18 protein-coding genes and 1 pseudogene are annotated in these 17,664 nt (G+C 71.9%); 10 read left to right on the top strand and 9 right to left on the bottom strand.

Annotated features, from left to right (window positions below):
- Nucleotides 1-9: 9 nt before the first annotated feature.
- Both ACZ7LU_RS26535 and ACZ7LU_RS26530 read right to left on the bottom strand, forming a co-directional pair.
- Complete coding sequence (locus tag ACZ7LU_RS26535; RefSeq protein ID WP_468091162.1) at nt 10-417, bottom strand: YchJ family protein; 408 nt, start codon at nt 415-417, stop codon at nt 10-12.
- A gap of 37 nt (nt 418-454) precedes the next feature.
- Nucleotides 455-1,156 carry a FadR/GntR family transcriptional regulator gene (locus tag ACZ7LU_RS26530; protein ID WP_398309869.1) on the bottom strand — a complete coding sequence of 234 codons (702 nt, stop codon included), beginning with the start codon at nt 1,154-1,156 and terminating at the stop codon, nt 455-457.
- 138 nt (nt 1,157-1,294) lie between these two features.
- Here ACZ7LU_RS26530 and ACZ7LU_RS26525 point away from each other — a divergent pair, with 138 nt between their 5' ends.
- Both ACZ7LU_RS26525 and ACZ7LU_RS26520 read left to right on the top strand, forming a co-directional pair.
- Nucleotides 1,295-1,810 carry a gluconokinase gene (locus tag ACZ7LU_RS26525; protein WP_398310253.1) on the top strand — a complete coding sequence of 172 codons (516 nt, stop codon included), beginning with the start codon at nt 1,295-1,297 and terminating at the stop codon, nt 1,808-1,810.
- A 105-nt stretch (nt 1,811-1,915) separates the two neighbouring features.
- The gene (locus tag ACZ7LU_RS26520; RefSeq protein ID WP_398309872.1) at nt 1,916-3,313 is read left to right on the top strand and encodes a GntP family permease; all 1,398 of its coding nucleotides are present in this window, start codon (nt 1,916-1,918) and stop codon (nt 3,311-3,313) included.
- Nucleotides 3,314-3,397: 84 nt separating this feature from the next.
- Here the strand turns inward: ACZ7LU_RS26520 and ACZ7LU_RS26515 are convergent, their stop codons facing one another.
- The 3 genes from ACZ7LU_RS26515 to ACZ7LU_RS26505 all read right to left on the bottom strand — a co-directional run bounded on the left by ACZ7LU_RS26515 (nt 3,398) and on the right by ACZ7LU_RS26505 (nt 7,816).
- Nucleotides 3,398-4,963: an APC family permease gene (locus tag ACZ7LU_RS26515; protein ID WP_398309874.1), complete on the bottom strand. Its 1,566-nt coding sequence runs from the start codon at nt 4,961-4,963 to the stop codon at nt 3,398-3,400.
- Between the two features lie 35 nt (nt 4,964-4,998).
- Nucleotides 4,999-5,961 (bottom strand): hypothetical protein, encoded by a 963-nt coding sequence (locus tag ACZ7LU_RS26510; protein WP_471918212.1) that lies wholly within the window; start codon nt 5,959-5,961, stop codon nt 4,999-5,001.
- A 199-nt stretch (nt 5,962-6,160) separates the two neighbouring features.
- Complete coding sequence (locus ACZ7LU_RS26505; protein ID WP_471918211.1) at nt 6,161-7,816, bottom strand: FAD-binding dehydrogenase; 1,656 nt, start codon at nt 7,814-7,816, stop codon at nt 6,161-6,163.
- 153 nt (nt 7,817-7,969) lie between these two features.
- Between ACZ7LU_RS26505 and ACZ7LU_RS26500 the strand changes: the two genes are divergently transcribed.
- Nucleotides 7,970-8,614: a TetR/AcrR family transcriptional regulator gene (locus ACZ7LU_RS26500; protein ID WP_471918210.1), complete on the top strand. Its 645-nt coding sequence runs from the start codon at nt 7,970-7,972 to the stop codon at nt 8,612-8,614.
- A gap of 41 nt (nt 8,615-8,655) precedes the next feature.
- The gene (locus tag ACZ7LU_RS26495) at nt 8,656-9,426 is read left to right on the top strand and encodes a glucose 1-dehydrogenase (protein WP_471918209.1); all 771 of its coding nucleotides are present in this window, start codon (nt 8,656-8,658) and stop codon (nt 9,424-9,426) included.
- A 38-nt stretch (nt 9,427-9,464) separates the two neighbouring features.
- Here the strand turns inward: ACZ7LU_RS26495 and ACZ7LU_RS26490 are convergent, their stop codons facing one another.
- Nucleotides 9,465-9,644 (bottom strand): hypothetical protein, encoded by a 180-nt coding sequence (locus ACZ7LU_RS26490; RefSeq protein WP_471918208.1) that lies wholly within the window; start codon nt 9,642-9,644, stop codon nt 9,465-9,467.
- Between the two features lie 134 nt (nt 9,645-9,778).
- Between ACZ7LU_RS26490 and ACZ7LU_RS26485 the strand changes: the two genes are divergently transcribed.
- The 3 genes from ACZ7LU_RS26485 to ACZ7LU_RS26475 are packed head-to-tail and all read left to right on the top strand — an operon-like array spanning nt 9,779 to nt 11,072.
- Nucleotides 9,779-10,315 carry an NUDIX hydrolase gene (locus tag ACZ7LU_RS26485; protein ID WP_470983052.1) on the top strand — a complete coding sequence of 179 codons (537 nt, stop codon included), beginning with the start codon at nt 9,779-9,781 and terminating at the stop codon, nt 10,313-10,315.
- 38 nt (nt 10,316-10,353) lie between these two features.
- Nucleotides 10,354-10,746, top strand: coding sequence for a YidH family protein (locus tag ACZ7LU_RS26480; protein ID WP_398309891.1), 393 nt, complete (start codon nt 10,354-10,356; stop codon nt 10,744-10,746).
- Complete coding sequence (locus tag ACZ7LU_RS26475; RefSeq protein ID WP_398309894.1) at nt 10,734-11,072, top strand: DUF202 domain-containing protein; 339 nt, start codon at nt 10,734-10,736, stop codon at nt 11,070-11,072. The genes ACZ7LU_RS26480 and ACZ7LU_RS26475 overlap by 13 nt, the downstream gene beginning before the upstream one ends.
- Nucleotides 11,073-11,146: 74 nt before the next feature.
- Here the strand turns inward: ACZ7LU_RS26475 and ACZ7LU_RS26470 are convergent, their stop codons facing one another.
- A complete protein-coding gene (locus ACZ7LU_RS26470; RefSeq protein ID WP_471918207.1) occupies nt 11,147-12,082 on the bottom strand; it encodes an NADP-dependent oxidoreductase in 936 nt (311 codons plus the stop codon).
- A 200-nt stretch (nt 12,083-12,282) separates the two neighbouring features.
- On the opposite strand from ACZ7LU_RS26470, the gene ACZ7LU_RS26465 reads away from it, so the two are divergent.
- From ACZ7LU_RS26465 to ACZ7LU_RS26455, 3 genes are all read left to right on the top strand, one after another.
- Nucleotides 12,283-12,579, top strand: a complete 297-nt coding sequence (locus tag ACZ7LU_RS26465; RefSeq protein WP_398309900.1) for a hypothetical protein — start codon at nt 12,283-12,285, stop codon at nt 12,577-12,579.
- A 119-nt stretch (nt 12,580-12,698) separates the two neighbouring features.
- Nucleotides 12,699-13,721, top strand: a complete 1,023-nt coding sequence (locus ACZ7LU_RS26460; protein ID WP_471150261.1) for a phosphotransferase family protein — start codon at nt 12,699-12,701, stop codon at nt 13,719-13,721.
- A gap of 6 nt (nt 13,722-13,727) precedes the next feature.
- Entirely contained in the window at nt 13,728-14,942 is a 1,215-nt protein-coding gene (locus tag ACZ7LU_RS26455) for an acyl-CoA dehydrogenase family protein (protein ID WP_471918206.1), read from the top strand.
- A gap of 88 nt (nt 14,943-15,030) precedes the next feature.
- Here the strand turns inward: ACZ7LU_RS26455 and ACZ7LU_RS26450 are convergent, their stop codons facing one another.
- Nucleotides 15,031-15,627, bottom strand: a complete 597-nt coding sequence (locus ACZ7LU_RS26450; protein WP_398309909.1) for a TetR/AcrR family transcriptional regulator — start codon at nt 15,625-15,627, stop codon at nt 15,031-15,033.
- A gap of 21 nt (nt 15,628-15,648) precedes the next feature.
- Nucleotides 15,649-17,307 (bottom strand): annotated as a pseudogene (locus tag ACZ7LU_RS26445) (class I adenylate-forming enzyme family protein); the annotation flags it as partial.
- Nucleotides 17,308-17,664 lie beyond the last annotated feature (357 nt).

The following is a 17,664-nucleotide window of genomic DNA, read 5'->3' as shown; positions in this document are numbered from 1 at the left end:
ACTTCGTCCCTAGTCGATAAAGGTGCCGTCGACGTACACCCATGCCCCGTCGACGCGCTCGAAGCGGCTCTTCTCGTGCAGGGAGTCGGGGCGGCCGCTGTCGGTGTAGCGGGCCCGGAACGTGACCGTGCCCGTGGTGTGGAACGCCGTGCCCTCCGTGGTTTCCTCGATGTCCAGGCCCACCCAGCGCAGCGCCGGGTCGAACTCGACGCGCGGCGGCCTGGTCCGCGGGTGCCAGGTGCGCAGCAGGTAGCCCTCGTCCCGTACGGCGAAGGCGCTGTAGCGGGAGCGCATCAGCTCCTCGGGGGTGGCCGCTGCGGCCTCGCCGCGGTGCAGCCTGCCGCAGCACTTCTCGTACGAAAGGGGCTGCCCGCAGGGGCAGGGCGTGGCGGTGGGGCGGGGCGCGCGTCGGGACATGGCGTCCATTGTCGCCGACCGTCCGCGGCTCCCGGCTTCAGGGCGCGAGGATGTCCAGCTCCTCCAGGGCGCCGAGGGCGATCTCCCGCGTCAGCGCCTCGGCGCGCACCGCGTCGCCCTCCCTGACCGCCTCGGCGACCTGGACGTGCAGGGTGACGGCGGGCGGGTCGGGGTCCTCGAACATCACCTGGTGCGCGGTACGGCCGGTGAGGACCTCGGCGACGACATCGCCGAGCCGGGCGAACATCTCGTTGCCGGACGCGTTGAGGATGACCCGGTGGAAGGCGACGTCGTGCTTGAGGTAGCCCTCCAGCTGGTGTCCGCGCGAGTGGGCGACCATCCCGAGGGCGCACTCGGTGAGCTCCGCGCACTGGGCGGCCGTGGCGTGCCGGGCGGCGAGCCCCGCCGCGACCGGTTCGACGGCCGACCGCAGGACGGTCAGGGAGCGCAGCTGCCGCGCCCGGTCGGTACCGGCGAGGCGCCAGCGGATGACCTGTGGGTCGAAGACGTTCCACTGCTCGGCGGGCAGCACGGTGACGCCCACGCGGCGGCGGGACTCGACGAGGTGCATGGACTCCAGGACCCGCACCGCCTCCCGCATCACGGAGCGCGACACCTCGAAGCGCTGGCCCAGCTCGTCGGTGCGCAGCACGCTGCCCGGCGGGTACTCGCCGGCGGTGATGGCGGGCCCGAGGCTTTCCAGGACGCGGGAGTGCAGCCCCCGGGCGTGTGCGGTCATGACGGAAGCCTACGAGGAGCGGCACGGGAACAATAAGTCAGACTTTTATGTCACAGACTCTTGAATTCGTCAGACCTAATGGGTTTCAGTGACGTGAACAACCGACCGATGTCGATGAAGACAGCGAGGCAGTACGCGATGCAGGATCGGCGCACCCCCCACGTCGTCGTGGTCATGGGCGTGGCAGGGACCGGCAAGACCACGATCGGGCCCCTGCTCGCGGACCGGCTCGGCGTTCCCTACGCCGAGGGCGACGACTTCCACCCGGCGGAGAACATCGCGAAGATGTCCTCCGGCACGCCGCTCACCGACGACGACCGGTGGCCCTGGCTCGACGCCATCGGCGCCTGGGCGCACGGGCGGGCCGGGCTCGGCGGGGTGGTCAGCAGCTCCGCGCTGAAGCGGAGCTATCGCGATCGGCTGCGGGCCGCCGCTCCCGATGTCGTCTTCGTCCACCTCACCGGTGACCGGGCCCTCATCGAGGACCGGATGTCGCATCGGCAGGGGCACTTCATGCCGACGGCGCTGCTCGACTCGCAGTTCGCCACGCTTCAGCCTCTCGGGGCGGACGAGGCGGGCGTCGCCGTCGACGTCGCCGGGTCCCCGGAGGAGATCGCCGACCGGGCCGTCGAGGCGCTCGGTCGTCTTGGCTGAGCGCTCCCGCCGGTAGTTCTTCGACTGCGGGCCGCTTGTGGCTGGTCGCGCAGTTCCCCGCGCCCCTGAGGGGCGCACCCCGTACCCACGTCCAAGGAAGCCACCGTGACCCATCTCAGCGTCGAGATGTTGGCAGCGGAGTCCGTCGAGCCGATCACCTCGGCGGGCCATGCCCAGCTGGGGATCGCCGTCCTCGCGGGCATCGCCGTCATCGTCCTGCTCATCACCAAGTTCAAGCTGCACGCCTTCCTCGCGCTGACCGTCGGGTCGCTCGCGCTCGGCGCCTTCGCGGGGGCGCCGCTCGACAAGGCCATCACCAGCTTCACCGGCGGCCTCGGCTCGACGGTCGCGGGCGTCGGTGTGCTCATCGCGCTCGGCGCGATCCTCGGGAAGCTCCTTGCCGACTCCGGCGGGGCCGACCAGATCGTCGACACGATCCTCGCCAAGGCGGGCGGGCGCGCGATGCCCTGGGCGATGGTCCTCATCGCCTCGGTGATCGGCCTGCCGCTCTTCTTCGAGGTCGGCATCGTGCTGCTGATCCCGGTCGTCCTGATGGTCGCCAAGCGCGGCAACTACTCGCTGATGCGGATCGGCATCCCGGCGCTGGCCGGCCTCTCCGTGATGCACGGGCTCATCCCGCCGCACCCCGGCCCGCTCGTCGCGATCGACGCGGTCAAGGCCAATCTCGGTGTCACGCTCGCGCTCGGCGTCCTCGTCGCGATCCCGACAGTGATCATCGCGGGCCCCCTGTTCTCGAAGGTCGCGGCCCGCTGGGTCGACGTACCGGCTCCCGAGAAGATGATCCCCCAGCGCCCGTCGGAGGACCTGGACAGGCGTCCCGGCTTCGGCGCGACGGTGGCGACCGTGCTGCTGCCCGTCGTGCTGATGCTGGCCAAGGCGCTGGTGGACATCGTGGTCGACGACCCCGAGACCACCGTGCAGCGGGTCTTCGACGTCATCGGGTCGCCGCTGATCGCCCTGCTCGCCGCGGTGATCGTCGGCATGTTCACGCTGGGCCGGGCGGCCGGGTTCACCAAGGACCGGCTGTCGACGACCGTCGAGAAGTCCCTCGCCCCGATCGCGGGCGTGCTGATGATCGTGGGCGCGGGCGGCGGCTTCAAGCAGACGCTCATCGACGTCGGCGTGGGCCAGATGATCCTCGACTTCTCCAAGGACTGGTCGATCCCCGCACTGCTCCTGGCCTGGCTGATCGCGGTGGCCATCCGGCTCGCGACGGGCTCCGCGACGGTCGCGACGATCTCCGCGGCGGGTCTGGTGGCGCCGCTCGCCGCCGACATGTCGACCTCGCACACGGCGCTGCTCGTGCTCGCGATCGGTGCGGGTTCGCTCTTCTTCTCGCACGTCAACGACGCGGGGTTCTGGCTGGTCAAGGAGTACTTCGGCCTGGACGTCGGCCAGACGATCAAGACGTGGTCCGTCATGGAGACGATCATCTCCGTGGTGGCCGGAGCGCTGGTCCTGCTCCTGTCCTTGGTCATCTAGCGCGCCGTGTCCCGGGGCTCCGCCCCGGACCCCGCTCCTCAAACGCCGGAGGGGCTGACTTGGTCAGCCCCTCCGGCGTTCTGTTCACGCCCCCGGTGAGGAGGACGCCTTCTCCAGTTGGAACGCCTCGTTCCCGAGGCCGATCCGCGCATGGGCCTCCGGGTTCCTGGAGCGGAGGACCAAGCCGTAGAGGACGCCGATCACCGCCGCGGCGAAGATGACGCCGGGCAGCACCCAGCTGAGCGCCGACCCCTCGCCCGCGCCGACGAGGACGTCGAAGTCCTTGACGGTGTAGCCCGCGATGACGAGCAGTCCCACTGCGGCGAGCGCGGACGCGGCGATCCGCCAGGCCTGGGCACGCGCGGCGCCCCGGCGGGCGAAGAAGACGATGACGGCGACGGACGCGGTGGCCATCAGCAGGATCACGCCGAGGGCGCCGATGTTGCCGCCCCAGGTGAACAGGTGGAGGACGGGCGCCGTCGGGTCGCCCGCCTTGCCGTCGTCGGCGAGGGCGAAGCCGATCACGACGACGACGGAGACGACGGTCTGGAGCAGCGACCCCGTGCCCGGCGCGCCCGTGGCCGTGTTGGTGCGGCCGAACGCGGCGGGCAGCAGCCCCTCGCGGCCCATCGCGAACGCGTACCGCGCCACGACGTTGTGGAAGCTGAGGATCGCCGCGAACATGCCGGTGACGAACAGGACGTGCAGGACGTCGGTGAAGGTGCCGCCGAGCCGGGACTCGGTGAGGCCGAAGAGCAGGCCCGCGCTCTGTTCCTGGGCGGCCGGGACGATGCCGGACGGGCCGGCCGCGACCGTCAGCGCCCAGGAGCTGAGCGCGAAGAAGACGGCGACGAAGCCCACCGCGAAGAACATCACGCGGGCGACGACGACCTGCGGGCGGCTGGTCTCCTCGGCGTACACGGGAGCCTGCTCGAAGCCCGTGAAGGCGGCGATGCAGAAGCAGAGCGAGGTGGCCACGCCCGCGCCGGTGAGCGTGTCCGGGTTGAACGCGTGCAGCGACAGGCCCTCCTTCGCCGGGTCGACGACGGCCGCGATGTCGAAGATGACGACGAGCGCCACCTCGATGAGGAGCAGTACGCCGAGCACGCGCGCGTTGAGGTCGATCTTCAGCCAGGCGAGGACGCCGACGAGGGCCACGGTGACCAGCGCCGGTATCCACCAGGCGACCTCGACCTCGAAGTACGTCTGGAGCAGCCCGGACACCTCGAAGCCGAGCAGTCCGTAGAGGCCGGCCTGGAGGGCGCTGTAGGCGACGAGGGCGACCAGCGCGGCGCCGGCGCCCGCGGTGCCGCCGAGGCCGCGGGATATGTACGCGTAGAAGGCGCCGGCGTTGTGGACGTGCCGGCTCATCTCGGCGTATCCGAGGCTGAAGAGCGCGAGGACGACGCCGAGGATGAGGAAGAGGAGGGGCTGCCCGACGACGCCCATCACGCCGTAGGTGGTGGGCATGACGCCGGCGACGACCATCAGGGGGCCGGTCGCGGCGAGCACGGAGAGCAGCAGTCCCGCCGTGCCGAGCCGGCCCGCGCGCAGCGCCTGCTCCTGCCCCTTGTACGTGCTGATCCCGGTGCCGCCCGCCGGGTCGCTGGGGGATCTGGTTCCGCTCGGGCTCGAACTTCCCGTCGCCATGGCGCGGTTGTCCTTTCGGGGTTTCGGAGAGTGCTTCAGGCCGCGCCGAACGCGGTGGCCCGCGCGGCGGTGAACGCCTCGTACGGGTCCCGGTCCGGGTACGACCAGGGGGCCGGGGTCGCGTGCCGTCCGATGCGGTGGAAGAGCGCGGCGGCTTCGGCCGCCCTGCCCTCGCAGGACTTCGCGTGGGCAAGGAAGTTGAGGTCGACGTGGCAGCGCGGGTGGGCGGGCTCGTCGGGCGTCTCCCACTCCAGCCACCAGTCGAAGGCGGCCTTCATGACGCCGCGGGCGCGCCGCCCGACCCAGTGTCCGGACGCGGCCGGGTCGGGCGGTTCCAGGCCGGCGGTGGCGAGGACGCGGTAGCGCTCGGCGTGCGCGACGACGGGCAGCACCGCGAGCGGCGAGTCGGCGGGCGCCTGTTCGGCGGCCCAGGCCGCGAAGTCGTACACCTCGTGCATCGGGTCCTGGCCCGCGCCGGGGCGCCGCTCGGCGAGCCGGGCGACCATCAGGTGGTGGGCGTGGTGGTGTTCGGGGTGGCGGTGCCGGATCTCGTCGAAGAGGCGTACGACGTCCTCCTCGTGGCCCAGCGAGCGTTCGAGGAGGAGCAGCGCGAGGATCGGGGTGGGGTCGGCGGGGACGCGCGCGGCGGCGTCGCGGCAGCGGGCCCGCACCCGGTCCGAGCGCTCCTTGCCCCTCAGCGCCTTGTGCACGGCGGCGAAGGCGAGCAGCACTTCGGCGTCGTGGCTCTCGGGCTCGGCGAGCTGCCAGTCGCGGGCCCACGCGGTGGTGGTCGGCTCCTGGCCGAGTACGTCGAAGCGGTGGCCCCTGCGGTCCCAGTCGTCGCCGGTGGCGGCGAGCAGTGCGCGCGCCTCGGTCCAGCGGCCCTGCGCGAGTGCCGCCCGGGCGGTGACGAGTTCGGCGTCGTCGAGGGCGGCGTCGAAGGCGTACCCCGCGGCCTTTTTGCGGGAACGGCCCAGTGGGGGTGGGGGTGGTGACACCGCGGGACGTCCTCCCCGGCGCGGCTTGCGAGCGGATGATCACGCACAGCAAAGCGGTAGGCACTGCTCCACGTCAAGGCCCGGCGGTGCCCCGCCTTCACCAACTCGTCTCAAAATCCGCAGACTTCGCCCGTCACCCGGGACGGGCTCCCCTACCCTCCGCCGGTCGAGAGCCGCTCAACCCCCGCTGGAGTCCTGGTCAGTTCACCGCTCGGGCGGCCGCGCGGCCCGCCGTGCGTCCCGAGAAGAGGCAGCCGCCGAGGAAGGTGCCTTCGAGGGAGCGGTAGCCGTGCACTCCCCCGCCGCCGAATCCGGCGGCCTCCCCCGCCGCGTACACGCCCGGCAGGGGCTCGCCGCCCTCGGTCAGGACGCGTGAGGAGAGGTCGGTCTCCAGGCCGCCGAGGGTCTTGCGGGTGAGGATGTTGAGGCGGACGGCGACGAGCGGGCCGGCCTTGGGGTCGAGGAGGCGGTGCGGGGCGGCGGCGCGGATGAGGCGGTCGCCGAGGAACTTGCGGGCGCCGCGGACGGCCGTCACCTGGAGGTCCTTCGTGAAGGGGTTGGCGATCTCGCGGTCGCGGGCGGCGATGGTGCGGTGCAGGTCGTCCTCGTCGATGAGGGCCTTCTCGGCCAGCGCGTTCATGCCGCGCACCAGGGCGCCGAGGTCCTTCTCGACGACGAAGTCGACGCCGTGGTCCATGAACGCCTTGACGGGGCCCGGCACTTCGGACCTGGCCCGGTCGACGACGCCGCGCACCGACTTGCCGGTCAGGTCGGGGTTCTGCTCGGAGCCGCTGAGGGTGAACTCCTTGCCGATGATGCGCTGGTTGAGCACGAACCAGGTGTAGTCGCAGCCGGTCTTCATGATGTGGTCGAGGGTGCCGAGCGTGTCGAAGCCGGGGAAGAGCGGCACGGGCAGGCGCTTGCCCTGCGCGTCGAGCCAGAGGGAGGAGGGGCCCGGCAGGATGCGGATGCCGTGCCGTTCCCAGATGGGGTTCCAGTTCTCGATGCCCTCGGTGTAGTGCCACATGCGGTCGCGGTTGATGAGGCGGGCCCCGGCGTCCTCCGTGATGCCGAGCATCCTGCCGTCCACGTGCGCGGGGACTCCGGAGATCATCTTCCGGGGCGGGGTGCCGAGCCGCTCGGGCCAGTTGGCGCGGACGAGGTCGTGGTTGCCGCCGATGCCACCGGAGGTGACGATCACCGCCTGGGCGCGGAGTTCGAAGCTTCCGGTCACCTCGCGGCTGCTGGCCTTGCCCCGCTCCACGGTCGACGGCTCCAGGATCTCGCCGGTGACCGTGTCGACGCTGCCGCCGGTGCGCGAGAGTCCGGTGACGCGGTGCCGGAACCGCAGCTCGACGAGGCCGCGCGCGGCCCCCTCGCGCACCCGCCGCACGAACGGCGCGAGCAGCCCCGGGCCCGTCCCCCAGGTGATGTGGAAGCGGGGGACCGAGTTGCCGTGGCCCTGCGCGTCGTAGCCGCCGCGCTCGGCCCAGCCGACGACGGGGAAGAACCTGACGCCCTGGCCGTGCAGCCAGGGCCGCTTCTCCCCCGCGGCGAAGTCGACGTACGCCTCGGCCCACTTGCGCGGCCAGTGGTCCTCCGGCCTGTCGAAGGCCGCCGTCCCCATCCAGTCCTGGAGGGCGAGCGCGTGGGAGTCCTTGATCCGCATTCGCCGCTGCTCGGGCGAGTTCACGAAGAAGAGGCCACCGAAGGACCAGTGCGCCTGACCGCCGAGCGATTGCTCCGGCTCCTGGTCGAGAAGGATGACCCGGCGGCCCGCGTCGACGAGCTCCGCGGTCGCCGCCAGTCCGGCGAGCCCTGCCCCGATCACGATCACATCTGCGTCGTACGCCATAGAGGTCGTCCTCCTCGACAAGGTCCCGCAAGGTTACTGGTGGGTCATGTGCCGTGCAGGTCGAATCCTGGGCAGCGGCGTGACGGACGTCAACCGGGCCGCGGACGGGAACCTCCCCTCGCTTTTAATAATGGCCAGCATTAACATGTGGGCATGGCAAGGACGTCGGGCCCGGAGACCCGGGAGAAGCTCATCCGCGCCGGCGAGGAGGTCTTCGCCGCCCAGGGCGTGGACGGTGCCCAGCTGCGCGACATCGTCCGGCTCGCGGGACAGAGCAACCCCTCCGCGGTGCAGTACCACTTCGGTTCCCGCGGCGGTCTCCTCGACGCCGTGATGGCCGCACGCCAGCAGCGCACCGAGCGGGTGCTCGCCGCCGAGCTGGAGCGCGCCGGAGGGGACGCGGCGGATCTGCGCGGACTGCTGACAGCTTTGGTGAACGCCGAGGCGGGCGAGTTGCGCACCGAGCGCGGGCGGCGCTGTCTGCGCATCTCAGCCCAGCTCAGCCACGAGAGCGGCGTGCGTACGCGCACTCCGCACCCCACCATCGCCGGCACCGTGTACTGGACCGTGATCGGCCGCCTGGAGGAGTGCCTCGCGCCCGGGCTGCCGGAGCCGTTGCGCCTGGAGCGGCTCGACCTCGCGCTCACGCTGATCGGCGCCGCCCTGGGCGACCGCGCCCGCCAGTACCTGGCCGGGACCACCCCCCTGACCGCCGAGGACGTCTTCCTCGCCGACCTCGTCGAGACCACCGCGGCGCTGCTGCGGGCCCCACGAACCACCCTTGGCACGACCCCATGACCCTGACCCTTGGCACGACCCATGCCCCTTGGAGAGACCCCATGACCCAGCACGACCTGACCGGCAGGACCGTCGTCATCACCGGCGCCGCACGCGGGCTCGGCGCCGAGGCCGCCCGGCAGGCCGTCGCCGCGGGAGCCAACGTCGTCCTGACCGACGTGCTCGACGAGGAGGGCAGGGCCACCGCCGCCGAGCTCGGCGAGCGCGCCCGCTTCGCGCACCACGACGTGACGTCCGAGGAGGACTGGCAGCGCGTCACCGACCTCGCGGTCGCCGAGTTCGGCGCGCTCCACGGCCTGGTGAACAACGCCGGCATATCCACCGGCCAGTTCCTGGAGTCCGAGTCCGTCGAGCACTTCCGCAAGGTCCTCGACATCAACCTCACCGGCGTGTTCATCGGCATGAAGACCGTCGTGCCCGCCATGAAGGAGGCGGGGGGCGGCTCGATCGTCAACATCTCCTCCGCCGCGGGCCTGATGGGCCTCGCGCTCACCGCGGGCTACGGCGCGTCGAAGTGGGGCGTGCGCGGCCTCACCAAGATCGGCGCCGTCGAGCTCGGCACGGCCCGGATCCGCGTCAACTCCGTCCACCCCGGCATGACGTACACCCCGATGACCGCCCAGGTCGGCATCGAGCGGGGCGAGGGCAAGTACCCCAACACCCCGCTGGGCCGCGTCGGCGAGCCGCACGAGATCGCGGGCGCGGTGGTCTTCCTGCTCTCCGACGCGTCCTCTTACGTGACCGGCGCCGAACTGGCCGTCGACGGCGGCTGGACGGCCGGGCCCACGGTCAAGTACGTCATGGGGCAGTGAGGCCGGAGCTCAGCTCTGGCTGAGCGTTTAGTCCTGTGTCACCGCCCGAGCTCGTCGCGCCGGTTGGCTCGGCGCTCGATCGCCGCCCAGCTCCGATCGGCGATGGTTCCGGTGATCAACGCTGCTACGGCGGCGACGTACCAGGGGAGGTCGAGGACCAGGCAGGGGACGATCGCGACTGCCAGCGCGATCAGGTTGAGCCACCCAGGCGTGCGCAAGACGAGGGGAGACCCTTCGTGACGGTTACCTGTCAGCACTTCTTCTTGCTCACCTTGCTCAGCTTCCCGTCGGTGTACAGCGAGCCAGCGTATCCGGTAGTGACCGAACCGCTCAGTCGGGTTGGATGGACGGCATGACGTCGAGCCATGGTCCCGTGTCCGATCCCCGTGCGGAGATGATCACTGTCGTCGACGAGAACGACGACGTGGTCGGTGCGGCGCCGCGCGGTGAGGTGTATGCGCGCGGGCTGCGGCACCGTTGCGTGTTCGTCCTGGCGCGGGACGCCGAGGGCCGCGTCTTCGTGCATCGGCGCACCCCGACCAAACTGGTCTTCCCCTCGCTGTACGACATGTTCGTGGGCGGTGTGGTCGGGGCGGGCGAGTCGTACGACGACGCGGCGTTGCGCGAGGCCGAGGAGGAGCTGGGTGTGCGAGGGCTGCCGCGCCCCACTCCGCTGTTCAAGTTCCTGTACGACGACGGCGCGGGGAAGTCCTGGTGGTCGTACCTCTATGAGGTCCGCTGCGAGCTGCCGGTGCGACCGCAGGTCGAGGAGGTCGCCTGGCACTCCTTCGTCACCGAGGACGAGCTGGAGCGACGGCTGGACGAATGGGAGTGGGTGCCGGACGGGCTCGACGCCTACCACCGGCTGCGGGCCTTCCGCGCGGGCTGAGCAGCGCGGCACCCCTGACCGCGGCTTATGGTGCGGCCGTGAGCAACTTCGTACAGAATCTGCGCCTGTGGTTCGCCCCGGAGCGCGTCCGCGAGGAGGGTGACACCCCCGACTACCGCTTCTCGCTCGCCAACGAACGCACCTTCCTGGCCTGGCTGCGCACCGCGCTGGCACTGATCGGCGGCGGCTTCGCCGTCGACCAGTTCCTGCCCGACCTGCGGTGGGGCTGGCGGATCGGCCTCGCCCTCGCGCTGCTCGCCGCCGGCGTCCTGTGCTCGCTGCGCGCGGTGAACCACTGGGTGCGCTGCGAACGCGCGATGCGGCGCGGCGACGACCTGCCGACCAGCCGCTTTCCGACCGTGCTGAGCCTGGTGGTCGCGGTGGTCGCGCTCGCCATGGTGGTGGTCGTGCTCTTCGGGTGGGAGGGGTGACGCGGCGGGGGCCGCAGGACGGGCAGGTCCGCGACCCCGGGCTGCAACCGGAGCGCACCCGCCTCGCCTGGCGGCGCACCACGCTGTCCTGCACGGTCGCCGCGGTGCTCGCCGCCCGCGCGGTGCTCCACGACGGGACCACCGCGCTCGGCGTACTGGCCTGCGCGGTGTGTCTGCTGCTCTGGCTCGGGTTCCTGGCGGTGGCGCACCACAGGATGGTCGCCCTGGCGGCGCACCAGCCGCGGACGATGTCGTTCCGGGCGGCGTGGACGGCGGCGCTGTGCACGTTCGCGCTCGCGGTGTGCGCGGCGCTGATGCTTCTCTGAGAGCCGCCCTGAGAGGGGAGCATCAGCGGCTCGTCTGAGGACCGCCCTGAGAGAGCCCTCGGTCCGCCGAGCCCTCAGTCCCCCCAGTCCACCGTCACCACGATCTTGCCGCGGGTCCGTCCCTCCGCGCTCCGCCGGTGTGCGTCGGCCGCCCGCTCCAGCGGGAACGTCTCGTCCACGTGGACGGTCACGACGTCCTGTTCCGCGAGCTCGGACAGGCGCTGGAGGTCGGCGGCGACGGGACGTACGAAGCAGTAGTGGCCGCCCATGCCGAGCACCGCGCCGTCCGCGATGGACGCCAGCCGGCCGCCGGGCGCGAGGAGTTCGGCGGACGCCTTGAGCGTGTCGCCGCCGATGGTGTCGAAGGCCGCGTCGACCCCCTCCTCGACCAGCGCGCGGACGCGTTCGACGAGCCCGTCCCCGTACGTGACCGGCTCGGCGCCGAGCTCCCGCAGGAAGTCGTGGTTGCGCTCGCTCGCGGTGCCGATGACCCGGGCGCCCGCGTGCCGGGCGAGCTGCACGGCGATCGAGCCGACGCCGCCGGCCGCCGCGTGCACGAGGACCACGTCCCCCTCGGTCACGCGCAGGGCCTGGTTGATGACCTGGTAGGCGGTGAGACCGGCGAGCGGCAGGCCCGCGGCCTCCTCGAAGGTGAGGTTGCGCGGCTTGCGGGCGAGGGTGCGCACGGGGGCCGCGACGTACTCCGCGAAGGTGCCGCGCGAGAGGAAGTCCTCGCGCACATAGCCGATGACCTCGTCGCCGACGGCGAACTCCGGGGCGGAGGCGCCCGGCTGGACGACGACGCCCGCGACGTCCCAGCCGGGGACCACGGGGAAGACCGGTTCCAGGAGACCGTCGAGATAACCCTCGCGGCACTTCCAGTCGACGGGGTTCACGGCCGCGGCGCGCACCTTCACCAGGACGGAGTCGGGCCCGACCTTGGGGTCGCGCACCTCGCCGTACTCGAGGACTTCGGGCCCGCCGTAGCTGCGGTAGCTGATCGCCTTCATCGGGTCGCCTTCATGGGGTCGCCTTCATGGGGTCGCCTTCATGGGGTCGCCTTCTTGGGTCGCCTTCGCGGAGGACAGGGAGACAGCGGAGGAGAGGACATGGAAACAACGTCAACGCTCCCATAAAGGAATTAAAGGGGCATAGGGGGCTAGCCTGAGAGAGTCACCCCAACCTCCCGAAGTCACAGAAGGTGCGCGTCATGACCACGCTCCACCACGAACACCCGGTGCACGACCACATCCACGGCCCGGCCTGCGGCCACCCCGAGGTGCCGCACGGCGACCACGTCGACTACGCGCACGACGGCCACCTGCACCGGCGGCACACCGACCACTACGACGAGTGCGAGCCCGCCGGTCACGTCGCCCACCAGAGCCACGACCACCGGCACGGCGACGGCTGCGGGCACGCCTCCGTCCGCCACGGCGACCACGTCGACTATCTCCACGACGGCCACCGGCACGCCGAGCACGACGGACACTGGGACGACCACTGACCCCTTCGCGCGAGGCCTGAGGCGGGGGCCTCTGGACGGCATACCGACTGGTCGGCATCATGGGGTGGCACGCCACGTCATGGTGTGGCGTGCCACCACCACGCCGATCAGGAGCGAAGATGAGCGCAGACCACCCGCCGGGCCTCGACCTCGACCAGTTGCGCGGCCACCTCGACCGCGAGCGGCCCGGCCTGGTCGGCGGACCGCTCACCGCGCGGCTGATCGAGGGCGGCCGGTCCAACCTCACCTACGCGGTCACCGACGGCGTCGCACGCTGGGTGGTGCGGCGGCCCCCGCTGGGCCACGTCCTCGCCACCGCGCACGACATGCGGCGCGAGTACCGCGTGATCGAGGCGCTGCACCCCACGGATGTGCCGGTGCCCGCGCCCGTGCTGCTCTGCCAGGACGAAGCCGTGGTCGGATCGCCCTTCTACGTGATGGAGTTCGTGGACGGGACGCCGTACCGCACCGCGGAGGAGCTCGCCCCGCTCGGGCCCGGGCGCACCCGGGACGCGGTGCTCGGCCTCGTCGACACCCTCGTCGACCTGCACGCCGTGGATCCGGCGGCCGTCGGGCTCGGCGACTTCGGGCGGCCCGAGGGGTTCCTCGACCGGCAGCTGCGCCGCTGGGGCAAGCAGCTCGACGCCTCCCGCAACCGCGAGCTCGCCGGCATCGACGAGCTGCACGCGGCGCTCGGGCGCTCCCTGCCCACCTCGCCCGCGCCGGCCGTCGTCCACGGCGACTACCGCCTCGACAACGTCCTGATCGGCGACGACGACCGGATCAAGGCCATCCTCGACTGGGAGATGTCGACGCTCGGCGATCCGCTCACCGACCTGGGCCTGCTCGTGATGTACAGCGCGAAGCTTGAGGTGCCCGACTCCCCCGTCAGCACCACGGCGGGCGCGCCGGGCCACCCCGACCCGGCCGAGCTGATCGAGCGGTACGCCGCGCGCTCGGGGCGCGACGTGTCGGCGATCTCCTGGTACACGGCGTTCGCGTGGTTCAAGCTCGCCGTGATCCTGGAGGGCATCCACTACCGCTACACGCTGGGCCAGACGGTCGGTGCGGGCTTCGACCGGATCGGCGAGCTGGTTCCCGTGTTCATCGAGCACGGCCTGACGACCCTTCAGGAAGGCTGATCCCCCGTGGACTTCGCATTCGACGCCCGCACCCAAGAGCTGCGGGAGCGGCTCCTCGCCTTCATGGACGAGCACGTGTACCCGGCGGAGGCCGTCGCCGACGAGCAGCGCGCGCAGCTCGACTCGCCGTGGCAGACGCCCGCCGTCGTCCGGGAGCTGAAGGCAGAGGCCCGCAGGCAGGGCCTGTGGAATCTCTTCCTCCCGGACGCCGAGCACGGCGCCGGGCTCACCAACCTCCAGTACGCGCCGCTCGCCGAGATCACCGGCCGCTCCCCGCAGTTGGCGCCCACCGCGCTGAACTGCGCGGCGCCCGACACCGGCAACATGGAGGTGCTCGCGCAGTTCGGCACGGACGAGCAGCGGAAGCGGTGGCTGGAGCCGCTGCTCGCCGGTGAGATCCGTTCGGCGTTCGCGATGACCGAGCCGGAGGTGGCCTCCTCCGACGCCACGAACATCACGACGCACATCGAGCGCGACGGCGACGCCTACGTCATCACCGGCCGCAAGTGGTACATATCCGGGGCGATGAACCCGGACTGCGAGATCTTCATCGTGATGGGCAAGACCGACCCCGACGGGGCCGACATCCGCCGCCAGCAGTCCATGGTCCTCGTCCCGCGCGACACCCCCGGCCTCGAAGTCCGGCGCGCCATGCGGGTGTACGGCTACGAGGACCACTACCACGGCGGCCACGCCGAGGTCGTCTTCGACCGGGTACGGGTGCCGGTCTCGAACCTCATCGGCGAGGAGGGCGGCGGCTTCGCCATCGCGCAGGCGCGGCTCGGCCCCGGCCGCATCCACCACTGCATGCGGCTGATCGGCATGGCCGAGCGTGCCATCGAGCTCATGTGCAGGCGGGCCGTGTCGCGTACGGCGTTCGGCAAGCTGCTCGCGCAGCAGGGCGTCGTGCAGGAGTGGATCGCGGACGCGCGGGTCACGGTCGAGCAGCTGCGGCTCCTCGTCCTGAAGACAGCCTGGCTGATGGACACGGTCGGCAACCGGGGCGCGCACACGGAGATCCAGTCGATCAAGATCGCGACCCCGCGCGCGGTGGTCGACATCCTCGACCGTGCGGTGCAGCTGCACGGTGCGGGGGGTGTGAGTCAGGACTTCCCGCTCGCCGAACTGTGGGCCGCGGCGCGCACGCTGAGACTGGCCGATGGGCCTGACGAGGTGCATCAGCGGTCGCTGGCGCGGCGGGAGCTGAAGCGGTACGTGTAGCCCCGTCAGGGCGCGGTCGCGTCTGCCGCGTCACGTCCCCTGGCGGGTACGGCTTGTACCTGGTTGCGCGCGCAGTTTCCCGCGCCCCTTACGGGGTCCGGAGGGCCCTCAGGAGGAGGTCTGCCAGGTGGTCGGCGACCTGTTGCGGGGTCAGGGGGCCGTCCGGGCGGTACCACGTGGACAGGTGGTGGACCGAGCCGAAGTGGTAGTCCACCACCAGGTCCGCGGGGGTCGCCGTGGAGAAGACGCCGGACTCCTGGCCCTCCTCGATCAGCGCCCGGAAGCGCTCGTGGTAGCGGCGCCGCTCGGCGCGGACCTGCTTGTTCTTCTCCGGGCTGAGGCTGTGCATGGAGCGGAAGAAGATCGACGCGTCGTCGAGGTTGTCGATGGTGGTGACCACGACGTCCGCGGCGGCGGCGCGGACCCGCTCGGCGACGGGGGCGTCCGCGTCGGCGATGGCGTCGAGCCGCTCCTGCTGGACGCGGAGCATCCGGGCGTAGACCTCGTGCAGCAGGTCGTCCTTGGAGCCGAAGTAGTGGTAGAGCGCGCCCTTGGTGACGCCTGCCGCCTCGACGATCTCCTGCACTGACGTGCGGTCGTAGCCCCGGTCGGCGAAGAGCCTGGTGGCGGCGGCGAGGAGTCGCTGCGGGACGGGCGTGCCGTCACCGTCCGTCGTTCTGGCCACTGCCGCCACCTGCCTTTCGCGTCACTTGCTGTGCTGTGCCCGGGAACGCAGTTCCCGTCGGAGGATCTTCCCACTTGTGGTCTTCGGCAACTCCGCCAGGATCTCGACCTCCCGCGGGTACTTGTACGCGGCGAGCCGCTCCTTGCAGTACGCGGCCAGCTCGTCGGGGGCCGTGCCGCTGCCCGGGCGGAGGCTGACGTACGCCTTCACGGTCTCTCCCCGGTAGCTGTCGGGGATGCCGACGACGGCCGCCTCGCGCACGGCGGGGTGGGTGTAGAGGACATCCTCGACCTCGCGGGGCCACACCTTGAAGCCGGACGCGTTGATCATGTCCTTCTTGCGGTCGACGACGTAGAGCCAGCCGTCCTGGTCCATGAACCCGATGTCTCCGGTGCGCAGTTCGCCGTCGGGGAAGGTCTCGGCGGTGGCGTCGGGCTGCTGCCAGTAGCCGGGCACGACCTGCGGTCCGCGGACGACGATCTCGCCCTGCTCCCCGAACGGCACCTCGTGGCCGTGGTCGTCCAGGATGCGTACGACCGTCTCGGGTCCCGGGACGCCGACGGCGAGGGTGCCGGAGACGGGGTCGACGGGGGCTTCCTGGCCCGGCGGCACGGAGGCGCAGGGCGCGGTGCACTCGGTGAGGCCGTAGCCGTTGTGGAGGTAGGGGCCGAAGGACGCGCGGAACTTCTCCACGAGGGCAGGGGGCAGCGGCGCGCCGCCCGAGGAGATCATCGCGAAGGAGTCGAAGTGGGCGCGGGTGACCGACGGGTGGGCGGCCAGGGCCATGAAGGCCGTGGAGGGGCCGACCGTGTACGCGGGGCGGTGCTCGGCGAAGGCGTCGAGGACGACGCCGGCCTCGAAGCGGTAGGCGAGCGCGAGCGTGCCGGCGTTGGCGACGCACGCGGCGAACTGCGCCACCATGCCGGTGATGTGGAAGAGCGGCGCCATCGCGAAGTAGCAGGCGCCTTCCGGTATTCCGGAGCCCGCGCGCTGGCGTTCGGCGTTGTAGGTGATGTTGCCGTGGGTGTTCATGGCGCCCTTGGGGGTGCCGCTGGTGCCGGACGTGTAGCTGATCAGCGCGATGTCGGAGGGGCCGACGGCGCGGTCGGCGGGGGCCGGGAGTCCCTGGCGCGCGACGGCCACCAGGTCTTCGGCGTCGGCGGCGGGCGGCAGGCGCTCGAAGTCGAGGACGCGCGGGTCGTTGCGGGTCTGGAGGTCGAGCTGGCAGGCGGTGAGGACGACGCTCACCGGGGAGGCCGCCGCCGTGTCGCGCAGATACGTCTCCCAGGCGCGGTCCGAGCAGATCAGCGCGGTCACCCCGGCGTCGGCGAGGACGTGTGCGACCTCCGCCGACCGGTACATGGGGTTGACGGGGACGACCGTCGCGCCCGCCTTCCAGGCGCCGAGGAGCGCGAGGACGAAGTGCGGGGTGTTCTGCAGGAGGATCGCGACGCGGTCGCCGCGGGCGACACCGCGCGCGGCCAGGTGCCCGGCGACGGAGTCGCTGAGGGCATCGGTCTCGCGGTAGCTCAGCCGCCCGTCGAAGTAGGCGAGGGCGGTGCGCTCGGGAGCGCGATCGACGGCCGCACGGAAGGCGTCGGGCACGGAGACGGCGGGCTGCACGGGGGCACGCTGGGCATCGCTGAGCCGCCCGAGCCAGGGCTTGGCCGCGTAGAGGGACCCGGCGGGGACACGGCCGTGACCGACGCCGCGCGCGCCGCCGCGCGTGCCTTCGCCGTTCGTACCGCCGCCATGTGTGCCTTCGCCGTGCATGCCGGCGTCGCGGGTGCCGACGCCGCGCGTGCCGACGTCGCCCGTGCCGCCGCCGTGCATGCCAACGTGGTCCGTGCCGCCGCCGCGGGTGCCGACGTCGTGCGTACCGTCGCCGTGCATGCCGGGGTCGCGGATGCCCTCGCCGCGCGCGCCGCCGTCGCGGGTGTCTTCGCCGTTCGTGCCGTCGTCGCGCGCGCCGGCGTCGCGCGTCCCGGCGTCGCGCGTGCCCTCGCCGCGCATGCCGCCGCCGTGCGTGCCTTCGCC

The organism is Streptomyces sp. NPDC039462 (genome assembly GCF_055639375.1).
This window is presented reverse-complemented; position numbering and strand designations above follow the sequence as displayed.